Annotated in this window: 11 protein-coding genes and 1 pseudogene; 9 read left to right on the top strand and 3 right to left on the bottom strand. The window is 67.0% G+C overall.

The genetic code is table 11. The features are described 5' to 3' along the window. The coding region (locus VFB40_RS04910) for a GNAT family N-acetyltransferase (RefSeq protein WP_324848074.1) at positions 1–399 on the bottom strand (399 nt) is incomplete at its 3' end. 492 nt (positions 400–891) lie between these two features. Here VFB40_RS04910 and VFB40_RS04905 point away from each other — a divergent pair. Further along, positions 892–1,215: a hypothetical protein gene (locus VFB40_RS04905; RefSeq protein WP_324848073.1), complete on the top strand. Its 324-nt coding sequence runs from the start codon at positions 892–894 to the stop codon at positions 1,213–1,215. 33 nt (positions 1,216–1,248) lie between these two features. On the opposite strand, the gene VFB40_RS04900 is transcribed toward VFB40_RS04905, so the two are convergent. Together VFB40_RS04900 and VFB40_RS04895 are read right to left on the bottom strand one after the other, a co-directional pair. Continuing rightward, complete coding sequence (locus VFB40_RS04900; RefSeq protein ID WP_324848072.1) at positions 1,249–2,361, bottom strand: sensor histidine kinase; 1,113 nt, start codon at positions 2,359–2,361, stop codon at positions 1,249–1,251. Beyond that, the gene (locus VFB40_RS04895; RefSeq protein ID WP_324848071.1) at positions 2,354–3,079 is read right to left on the bottom strand and encodes a response regulator transcription factor; all 726 of its coding nucleotides are present in this window, start codon (positions 3,077–3,079) and stop codon (positions 2,354–2,356) included. The genes VFB40_RS04900 and VFB40_RS04895 overlap by 8 nt, the downstream gene beginning before the upstream one ends. Before the next feature lie 195 nt (positions 3,080–3,274). On the opposite strand from VFB40_RS04895, the gene VFB40_RS04890 reads away from it, so the two are divergent. The 8 genes and pseudogenes from VFB40_RS04890 to VFB40_RS04855 all read left to right on the top strand — a co-directional run bounded on the left by VFB40_RS04890 (position 3,275) and on the right by VFB40_RS04855 (position 9,287). Then, a complete protein-coding gene (locus VFB40_RS04890) occupies positions 3,275–4,228 on the top strand; it encodes a D-isomer specific 2-hydroxyacid dehydrogenase family protein (protein ID WP_324848075.1) in 954 nt (317 codons plus the stop codon). Continuing rightward, entirely contained in the window at positions 4,221–5,261 is a 1,041-nt protein-coding gene (gene vanA, locus VFB40_RS04885) for a D-alanine--(R)-lactate ligase (protein WP_324848070.1), read from the top strand. The genes VFB40_RS04890 and vanA overlap by 8 nt, the downstream gene beginning before the upstream one ends. After that, positions 5,258–5,866: a D-Ala-D-Ala dipeptidase VanX gene (gene vanX, locus VFB40_RS04880; RefSeq protein ID WP_324848069.1), complete on the top strand. Its 609-nt coding sequence runs from the start codon at positions 5,258–5,260 to the stop codon at positions 5,864–5,866. Before vanA ends, vanX begins: the two co-directional genes overlap by 4 nt. 126 nt (positions 5,867–5,992) lie before the next feature. Next, positions 5,993–6,097 (top strand): annotated as a pseudogene (locus VFB40_RS04875) (oleate hydratase); the annotation flags it as partial. A 146-nt stretch (positions 6,098–6,243) separates the two neighbouring features. Continuing rightward, a complete protein-coding gene (locus VFB40_RS04870) occupies positions 6,244–6,606 on the top strand; it encodes a hypothetical protein (RefSeq protein ID WP_324848067.1) in 363 nt (120 codons plus the stop codon). A 51-nt stretch (positions 6,607–6,657) separates the two neighbouring features. Beyond that, positions 6,658–7,620, top strand: a complete 963-nt coding sequence (locus VFB40_RS04865) for an ABC transporter ATP-binding protein (RefSeq protein ID WP_324848066.1) — start codon at positions 6,658–6,660, stop codon at positions 7,618–7,620. Next, on the top strand, positions 7,617–8,360 hold the full coding sequence (locus VFB40_RS04860) for an ABC transporter permease (protein WP_324848065.1): 744 nt from the start codon (positions 7,617–7,619) through the stop codon (positions 8,358–8,360). The genes VFB40_RS04865 and VFB40_RS04860 overlap by 4 nt, the downstream gene beginning before the upstream one ends. 75 nt (positions 8,361–8,435) lie before the next feature. Next, the gene (locus VFB40_RS04855) at positions 8,436–9,287 is read left to right on the top strand and encodes an LLM class F420-dependent oxidoreductase (RefSeq protein ID WP_324848064.1); all 852 of its coding nucleotides are present in this window, start codon (positions 8,436–8,438) and stop codon (positions 9,285–9,287) included. The last annotated feature ends 5 nt before the right edge of the window (positions 9,288–9,292 follow it).

Below are 9,292 nucleotides of genomic sequence, written 5' to 3'. Positions count from 1 at the left end.
GTTATCGGCCAAGGTCTCAAGCTGCAGCCGATGCAGACCGCGCACGCTGAAGCCGTACTGGCAGAGCACTCGCACGACATCGGTTCCCAAGCCGTGACCGCGAAAGGACGGGCGCAGCGAGAGGCCGAGGTGAGCCGTCCTGTTGTGCAGGTCGATGCCCCACAAGAGCGCCGAGCCCGCTAACTCTTCATCGGCGAGCCGCACGACGGAGAAGCGGGCGACGTCATCGGCCGGGCCGGAGACCGCGAACGGCGACTCGGCGGATCCGGGGGCGATCGGACGCCACGCACGCGAACCGGCCCGCGACTGGGTCACCACATCGTCGTAGAGCTCGACGTGCAGGACGGGAACGTCGGACTCGTGCCGGGCGCGCAGCCCGATCTTCTCACCACGCAGCATGTCCCAGTTCCTATCCGCTGCGGCAAGCGCGATCAACCGGTTTCTTCCGGACAGATGGCACGGCTGGTTCGCACGCGGGAGGCGTAGGACAGGCGTGGCGCTGCGGCGGCGAGGCTTGGCGGACACAGACCGGGCTGAGCGCAACGCGGATCTGATGTTCGTGGGCTAACATGCCGGCGGGAGGCGCGTGTGCGGTGACGTGCGATGCGGCACGTGCCAATGCGGCCGGCAGCGGGGGGAGGGGGAGCTGTGGCTGGGAAGGCACACGGGTTTCAGATGCAGGAAGCGCAGATGAGACGCTTCGGATCGCCTCGTCGGCTGTCATGGGGGTTTTCGTGCTGATTCCGGTCGGTTGCGCATTGGCCGCGATCGCCTTCGCGTTCGCAGGGGTCGCCGACCGGTCCGCAGCCGACGCTTACAGCGCGGCGCCGATGTGCGCGGCCGTGCGGCCGGCTTCCCCAGCACAATGTCGTCGACTTCTGCCGGCGGTGATTGAGTCGACGCGCGTCGTCAGGTCCGCAGGACAGCCCGATCTATCACGCGAGCAACGATTTCGCGGGCCTGATCGCCACGCTGGCGGCCAGCCTCGTGTGCGCGAGGATCCTCGGGTGGGCGGCTTACGGCCGCAGGACTGTGCCGATCCGCTTCGCGCTCGCCGACGTGGGCTTTGTGCTGGCCGTCGTCGCGGTCGCGATTCTGTCCGCGGTGCACCGGGCCACGGCCGCTGCTTCGCTGACGCCCGTGGTCGCGGTGTTACTCGCCGTTTCGGTGACCGTGTGGCCACGGCTGACGTGGGTGCGTCGCCCGGGACTGTAGGGACTGTAGGGGCTGTAGGGACTAGGCGTCCGCTCAGGCGGGAAGTTGCACCGTGACGCGGAGGCCCCCGGCGGGCCGGGGGGTGACTGTGAGAGTTCCGTCGTGTGCCTCGGCGATGCTTTTCACGATTGCCAGGCCGAGGCCGACGCCTGCTTGGTCGGCGTGTATGCGTTCGGTGCCGCGCTGGAACGGTTCGGTCAGCGTCGAGACCAATTGCGGGCTGAGTTCCTCGCCGGTGTTCTCGACCATGAGCGCCACCGTCTGGGGCAGGACGCTCGTCGTGATCCACACGGTGCCCCGGTCGGGCAGGTTGTGGACGATCGCGTTGTGCACGAGGTTCGTCGTCATTTGCTGTAGGAGGGCCTCCGAGCCTCGGGCCGGAGCGATGTCCCCGGAGGTCTCGATGGTGAGGCCACGCTTTTCGGCGAGGGGGAGGAGCGTTTCCGCGGCTTCCTCGGCGATGAGGGAGAGGTCGACACGCTCCCGGCTGAAGGATCGCTGGTCGGCGCGGCCGAGCAGCAGCAACGCTTCGGTCAGCTCGATCGCGCGGGAGTTGACGGCGCGCAGGCGTTCGACGAGCGCGGCGGCGTCGCGGTTCGGGTCGTTGCGGGCGACGTCGAGCAGGCTCTGCGTGATGGCCAGCGGGGTGCGCAGTTCGTGCGATGCGTTGGCCGCGAATCGCTGCTGCGCGGCGACGTGCGCTTCGAGCTGGGCGAGCATGGTGTCGAAGGCGTCGGCGAGCTCGCGGAACTCATCGCGGCGGCCTAGGAGCCCGATGCGGTGGGAGAGGGATCCGGTCCCGGCCATGCGCGTCGCGTACGCGATCCGGGTGAGCGGTGCGAGCATCCGGCCGGCGAGGAACCACCCTCCTACCAGGCCGAATACGAGGAGGAAGGCCAGTGCGATGGCCGCGGCGGGGGCGAAGCCGTTCAGGACCGCGGCGCGGTTGAGCCCGGCGATGATCACGACGCCGGCCCTGTTCTGGGCGGAAAGCGACTGCTGGACGGCTCTGGGGTCGATGTTCGGCAGCCACCGCAATACGAATATCCACATGACGGCGAGCAGGAGGGTGCTGGCGAGCAGGAGGAATCCTGCGTAGCTGAGGGTGAGTTTGAGCCGGGCGCTGGGCCCTGGGCGTCTATTCATGATTGCCACCAGGGCGGGTTGTCTCTGTGCCGGTGTCTGTGTCTGTGCCTCTGTCTGTCCCGGTGTCGATGCGGTAACCGACACCGGCCACGGTAGCGATGATCGACGGTTCGCCGAGTCGTCTGCGTAGGGCCGAGACCGTTATGCGCACGGCGTTGGTCAACGGGTCTGCGTTCTCATCCCAAGCCCGTTCCAGGAGCGTCTCGGCGCTGATCACACCGCCCTCGGCAGCGACGAGGACCTCGAGCACGGCGAACTGCTTTCGGGTGAGTGCGACATACCGGCCGTCGCGATAGACCTCGCGGCGGAACGGATCCAGTCGCAGGCCTGCGATCTCGCGGACGGGTGGCCGATTGTAGGCGCGCCTGCGGTCGAGCGCCCTGATGCGGAGCACGAGCTCGCGCAGTTCGAACGGCTTCGTCAGGTAGTCGTCCGCGCCGAGCTCGAACCCGGAGGCCTTGTCGTCGAGCCGATCCGCGGCGGTGAGCATCAGGATCGGCGTGCCGCTGCCAGAGGCGACGATGCGTTCGGCGACCTCGTCGCCGGAGGGGCCGGGGATGTCGCGATCGAGGACGGCGATGTCGTACGCGTTGATACTCAGCAGTTCCAGCGCGGTGTCGCCGTCGCCGGCGATGTCGGCCGCGATCGCTTCCAGACGCAGGCCATCGCGGATGGCTTCCGCCATGTCGGGCTCGTCCTCGACAACCAACACGCGCATGCTCTCGATGATCTCAGCTGGAGCATATTGTCGGCATATCGAAAACCGCATACGTGCTGGCAACACCGCGCTGGCTTGACTTGACGCGTGACGTACAGCGAACCGGCACGAACAGCGGCCCTCCGGACCGGATCACCGGCGTCCGAGCACGGTCGTGTAGGTGGCGCGGCGGGCGGTGAGGCCCCGACAACGGGGATCACGGTTTACGGGTGTGAGCCGGACGAGGCCGTCTTGTTCCAGCAGTTGGCGCCTCGCTTCGGCGTGATACCGACGATCGAGGCGGCGCCGGCATCTGGCGGCAACGTAGAGCTGGCGTTGGGAAATCGATGCATCAGCATCGGCCACAAAACCCAAGTCGCCAACCCCGTTCTGCTTGCGCTCAGCCAGGCTGGCGTCGAGTACATCTCCACAAGGAGCATCGGCTACAACCACATCGACGTGGAATACGCGGAGAGCGTCGGCATCTGTGTCGAGAACGTCGCCTACTCGCCAGATAGCGTCGCGGACTACACGCTGATGCTCATGCTGATGGTGCTGCGGAACGCGAAATCCACTATCAGGCGAGCTGATGTTCACGACTACCGGCTGAATGAAGCACGCGGGAAAGAACTACGTGACCTGACTGTCGGGGTGATCGGAACCGGGCGCATCGGTGCAGCGGTTATCGACAGACTACGCGGGTTCCGCTGTCGAATACTGGCGTGTGACACTCGTCCGCGAGTGGATGCGGACTATTTGCCCCTTGATGAACTGCTGCGGTCGAGTGACGTGATCACGCTTCACGCGCCGCTCAATGCGGACACGCATCATTTACTAAATCGCCGGCGTATGGAGTGGATGAAGAGCGACGCGATCATCGTCAACACGGGGCGTGGTGCACTCGTCGATACCGAGGGTCTGGTCGAAGCGCTGGAAAGCGGTCGATTGGGTGGGGCGGCGTTGGATGTCGTCGAGGGGGAGGAGGGCATATTTTACGCTGACTGCAGAGGCAAGAGTATCGAAAGTAAGCCCCTGGCGCGGCTGCAGGAAATGCCGAACGTGCTCATCAGCCCGCACACCGCGTACTACACGGACCACGCTCTGGCTGACACCGTGGAAAACTCCATCATCAACTGTCTGAAATTCGAAAGCGGGAAGCGGCATGGATAGATTGAGGGTCGGGATCATATTCGGGGGCTGTTCCGAGGAGCACCCCATCTCTATCAAGTCCGCACAGGAGGTGGCGAAGAGCCTCGACCTCGGGAAGTACGAACCGTTCTACATCGGGATCACGAAGACCGGGGCCTGGAAGCTCTGCGACGGCCCCAACGCGAACTGGGAGAACGGTGACAGCCGTCCCGCGGTGCTGTCGCCGGACCGGAGCGTGCGCGGGTTGACCGTTCTGGAGGGCGGGAGGTTCGAGACGATCGGCCTCGACGTCGTGCTGCCCGTCCTGCACGGCAAACTCGGCGAGGACGGCGCGATGCAGGGTCTGCTGGAGCTCTCCGGTATTCCCTACGTGGGCTGCGACATCCAGAGTTCCGCATTGTGCATGGACAAGTCCCTTACCTACCTTGTCGCTCGCAGCGCGGGAATCGCCACGCCGAAGTTCTGGACGGTCACGGCGAACGAGAAGATCGAAGCCGACCAGCTCACCTATCCGGTCTTCGTGAAGCCGGCCCGGTCGGGGTCCTCTTTCGGCGTGAACAAGGTGTCCCGGGAGGAGGAGTTGGCGAGCGCGGTGGAGGACGCTCGGCAGTACGACACGAAGGTGCTGATCGAAGAGGCCGTCGTCGGCAGCGAGGTCGGATGCGCCATCTTGGGCAACGACGCGGACCTGATCGCCGGCGAGGTGGATCGGATCGAGCTATCCCACGGCTTCTTCAAGATCCACCAGGAGAGCGATCCTGAAAGCGGCTCCGAGAACTCGACGCCGATCGTTCCGGCCGATATTTCAGCAGAAGCGCGCTCGCTGGTCCAGGAGACGGCAAGGACGGTATATCGTGCGTTGGGCTGCCGAGGGCTCGCGCGGGTGGATATGTTCTTGAAGGATAACGGGGAAGTGGTACTCAACGAGGTCAACACGCTTCCTGGAATGACCTTATACAGCCGTTACCCGAGGATGATGGCGGCCGCCGGCCTGCCGCTCGCTGAAGTGATCGACCAGTTGGTGTCGCTGACATTGACGGGATACCGGCGATGAGGGATGACTTCGTCTTCGTGGACGAGCTCATACCCGGCGTGCGCTGGGACGCCAAGTACGCTACGTGGGACAACTTCACCGGCAAGCCGGTGGACGGATACCTGGCGAACAGAATTGTCGGCACGACGGCCTTATGCGTGGCGCTGGAGAGGGCACGAGAAAAAGCCGAATCGCTCGGCTTCGGCCTGCTTCTCTGGGACGGTTACCGCCCACAATGCGCCGTAGACTGCTTCCTGCGCTGGTCAAAGCAGCCGGAGGACGGCCGCACGAAGCTACGGCACTATCCGAACATCGACAGGCCTGAGATGTTCGAAAAGGGCTACGTGGCCACCAAGTCGGGCCACAGCCGGGGCAGCACAGTCGACCTGACGATTTATCACCTGGCTACTGGTGAGCTCGCCGCCATGGGCGGCGACCATGACCTGATGGATCCGATCTCGCACCACGGAGCGCGGGGCATCAATCCGGTCGAGGCTAGGAACCGCCAACACCTTCGCATCATCATGGAGGGCGCCGGGTTCAGCTCGTACGAGCGCGAGTGGTGGCACTACACGCTGCGCCACGAACCCTATCCGGACACCTATTTCGACTTCCCCATCACATAGGGCCGGCGGGCCGCCTTCGAGCGCGGGACGAGTTCCGTGCGATCACGCGACTTTCGGCCCCTGCCATGCACGCGCGCCGCGGCGAAGGTGGTCAGGGTGGCGCCCGCAGCTCGCGCGGGCGCCACCGTGCCCGAGGGCTCGACGAACCTGGCGTTCATCGGACAGTTCGCCGAGGTGAGCGACGACGTGGTCTTCACCCTCCAGTACTCCGTGCGCACTGCCTGGGCAGCGCGCTGAGCCAACCCAACCACTCCGGCGCAAGGGCCTCGGCGCAGCAGTTCAGCCTTCTGCTCGAAGCAGCGACCGCGGCTATCGTCAGTGCCGCTCTTCACGGACCCTTCGGCGAAGCGGAACGGATCGCCGGCCGTCGGCTGCCTTTGCTGCGGCTCGCGACCGCGCTGCTGCTGACGGCGGCGGCGCTGGTCGTCGTCTACGTCGGGGTGCTCGGCACGGCGATGCCCGCGGGTGAGCTCTCCGCGCTGCGCGACACGGCCGGCCTCGTCGGGATCGGCATACTGTGCGCGGTTCTCGTCGGCGGCCACTTCGCCTGGGCCGGCCCGGTGTCCTACTGGGTCCTCGGCGCGTATGCACTCACCGAGAACTGGCACACTCCATGGACGTGGCCCGGCCGACCCGGCGGCGACCTCGGCGCCAACCTGTGCGCGTCCGCGGTTTTCGGAGCGGCGCTGCTCGCCATCACCGTCGCCGGTCCCGGGAGACAGGGCGTATCCGGGGCCTGAAGACCAGGCAGGTCTTTGACCCGCCCCCGGTAAAGTGATATCACTTTATGCATGCGCGCGGAAACGCCACCCGCCGGACCGGCACTGGTCGTGGAGAACCTGACCAAACGCTTTGGTGAACGCACTGCGTTCCAGGATGTGTCCTTCAGCGTCGAGTACGGCGAGGTGTTCGGCTTCCTCGGGCCCAACGGCGCCGGCAAGACCACCACGGTGCGCACTCTCGGCACCCTGATCGTGCCGAGTTCCGGCACGGCGCGGGTCGCCGGGCTGCCCCTGAACGCGGACAACGGAGTCGCGATCCGCAGCCGGATCGCGGTCATGCCCGAAGCCCCCGGCCTTTACCTGCGGCTGAGCGTCGCGGAGAACCTCGCCTACTTCGCGGGCCTCTACGAGCTGCCCGACCGCCGGGCCCGCATCGAACGCGCCCTCAAGGCGGTGGGCCTGCAGAACCGGGCCGACGACCTGTGCCGCTCCCTGTCCAAGGGGCTGCGCCAGCGCGTCGGACTCGCCCGGGCGCTGCTGACCGATCCTCAGGTGCTCTTCCTCGACGAACCCACCTCCGGCCTCGATCCGGTCGCGGCGCGCGAGGTGCACGATCTGATCGCCGCGCTCCGCGAGCAGGGCGTGACGATCTTCCTGACCACGCACCGGCTGGCCGAGGCCGAGCGGTTGTGCGACCGGGTCGGCATCATGAACACGACCCTGCGCACCATCGGCCGCCCCGACGAGCTGCGGGAGCAACTCTTCAGCAAGGTCCTTGAGATTCGCACGCGCGCACCGCTGGCGGACCCCGCGGCGGTGTTCGGCGCCCTGCCCGGCGCGGACGGCTGGCACCAGGGCGAGAACGGGGCCTACCTGCTGACCGTCACCGACCCAGAGCAAGCCGCGCCCGCGGCGGCGCGCGCGCTGGTCGCGGCCGGCGCCGACCTGCTCGCGCTCAGCCCCACCCAGCACTCCCTCGAAGACGTCTACCTCCAACTGATCGACACCGACGTGGAGGCGCAGCAGCGATGACAACCGGTCAGCTAAGCACCACCCGGATCCGCGCGGTGATCGTCAAGGAGCTGCGCGACTACCGGCGCAACCGCTTCATCGCCTACACCATGGCGATCATGCCGGTCCTGTTCATGATCGCCCCGATCGTGGTGATCTTCTCGCTGCCGGGCGACGTCCCCGCGGCCAAACTCGACAAGGGGATCGGGCTCTCCCTGCTCTACCTCACCCTCATCCCGGCGCTGGTGCCCGCGGTCGTCTCCTCCTACGCCGTAGTGGGAGAACGCGAGCAGGGCACCCTCGAACCCGTACTGACTACGCCGCTGCGCCGCGAGGAACTACTTCTGGGCAAGGCCCTGGCCGCCTACCTGCCCACGCTCGTCATCTCGTACGTCATGTACGGCCTCTTCCTCGCCTTCGCCGGGTTGTTCGCCCATCCGAACGTCGCCGACGACATCTTCCAGGCCGGCCGCATCCTCGCCCAGCTGCTGTTCACCCCGCTGCTGGCCGCCTGGTCCATCTGGGCCGGCATCGCGATCTCCACCCGCACCAGCGACGTGCGGGTCTCCCAGCAGCTCAGCACGCTGGTCAGCCTCCCGCCGCTGGCCGTCACGGCGCTGATGGGCTTCGGGGCCATCACCCCCACCCTCAGGCTCGCGCTGCTGCTCGGCGCGGGACTGCTCGCCATCGACCTGGCCGCCTGGAGGCTGGTCTCCGCGATGTTCGACCGGGAGCGGCTGATCACCGGGTCCAAGGCCTGAAGGGGGACGATCTGAAACCGGGCGCGGCGAGCCGGATCTTCCGCCGCTGCTGCCCGATGCGGTAGGACGGACCGCATGGGGAATCTTCGTTTCGGGATCAAGGTAAGCCAGGGCGTCACGATCGACGTGCTCAAGCGCGTGTGGCAGATCGCCGACGAGGCCGGCTTCGACCACTGCTGGATCATGGACCACTTCGCCAGCCTCGGACCCGAGGACACGCTGGACATCTTCGAGGCGTGGACGATGCTCGCCGGCATGGCGTCGCTGACCAAGCGGGTACGCATCGGGTGTTCGGTCACCGGCAACACGTACCGGCACCCCGGCGTGCTGGCGAAGATGGCGGTGACCGTGGACCACCTCTCCGGCGGGCGGCTCGAGTTCGGCATCGGAGCGGGATGGGCCGAGAACGAGCACACCATGCTCGGGCTGCCCTTCGGCACCGTGGCGGACCGGGCGGACCGGCTCGAGGAGACGCTGCAGATCATCACCTCGCTGTGGAGCGAGCCGACCACCACGTTCCACGGCAAGCACTACCGGCTCGAGGACGCGGTCGCCGAGCCGAAGCCGGTGCAGCGGCCGCATCCCCCGATCTGGATCGGCGGCAGCGGGCCGAAGCGCACGCTGCGCATGGCCGCGCAGTACGCGGACGTGTGGAATGCGGCCGACGGCGAGCCCGCCGCCGTCGCCGAATCCTCGGCGATCCTCGACCGGCACTGCGCCGACCTCGGCCGCGACCCGGCGCGGATCCGCCGCTCCGTGCAGATCCGGTTCTCCGGCGACGCCGACGGCCTGCTGCGCACCGTCGAGGAGTTCGCCCGGATCGGCATCACCGAGCCGCTGCTGATCGTCAACGGCCCGCAGCACGTCGCCCAAGCCGAACAGCTGGCCGAGCTGCTGCCGCGGCTGCGCTCGATCGACGCCGCGTGACCGCG

The sequence above is a fragment of the Actinocrinis sp. genome (genome assembly GCF_035650855.1).
In the GTDB taxonomy this organism is placed as follows: domain Bacteria; phylum Actinomycetota; class Actinomycetes; order Streptomycetales; family Catenulisporaceae; genus Actinocrinis.
The sequence above is the reverse complement of the archived record's forward strand: the minus strand, read 5'-3'. Positions and strand labels throughout refer to the sequence as shown.

Excerpts from the sequence above, each read along its gene's own strand:
- VFB40_RS04860 (WP_324848065.1), top strand. The coding sequence starts at position 7,617 with ATGACAACCGGTCAGCTAAGCACCACCCGGATCCGCGCGGTGATCGTC.
- VFB40_RS04865 (WP_324848066.1), top strand. The coding sequence starts at position 6,658 with ATGCGCGCGGAAACGCCACCCGCCGGACCGGCACTGGTCGTGGAGAAC.
- VFB40_RS04900 (WP_324848072.1), bottom strand. The coding sequence starts at position 2,361 with ATGAATAGACGCCCAGGGCCCAGCGCCCGGCTCAAACTCACCCTCAGC.
- vanX (WP_324848069.1), top strand. The coding sequence starts at position 5,258 with ATGAGGGATGACTTCGTCTTCGTGGACGAGCTCATACCCGGCGTGCGC.
- vanA (WP_324848070.1), top strand. The coding sequence starts at position 4,221 with ATGGATAGATTGAGGGTCGGGATCATATTCGGGGGCTGTTCCGAGGAG.
- VFB40_RS04855 (WP_324848064.1), top strand. The coding sequence starts at position 8,436 with ATGGGGAATCTTCGTTTCGGGATCAAGGTAAGCCAGGGCGTCACGATC.
- VFB40_RS04895 (WP_324848071.1), bottom strand. The coding sequence starts at position 3,079 with ATGCGCGTGTTGGTTGTCGAGGACGAGCCCGACATGGCGGAAGCCATC.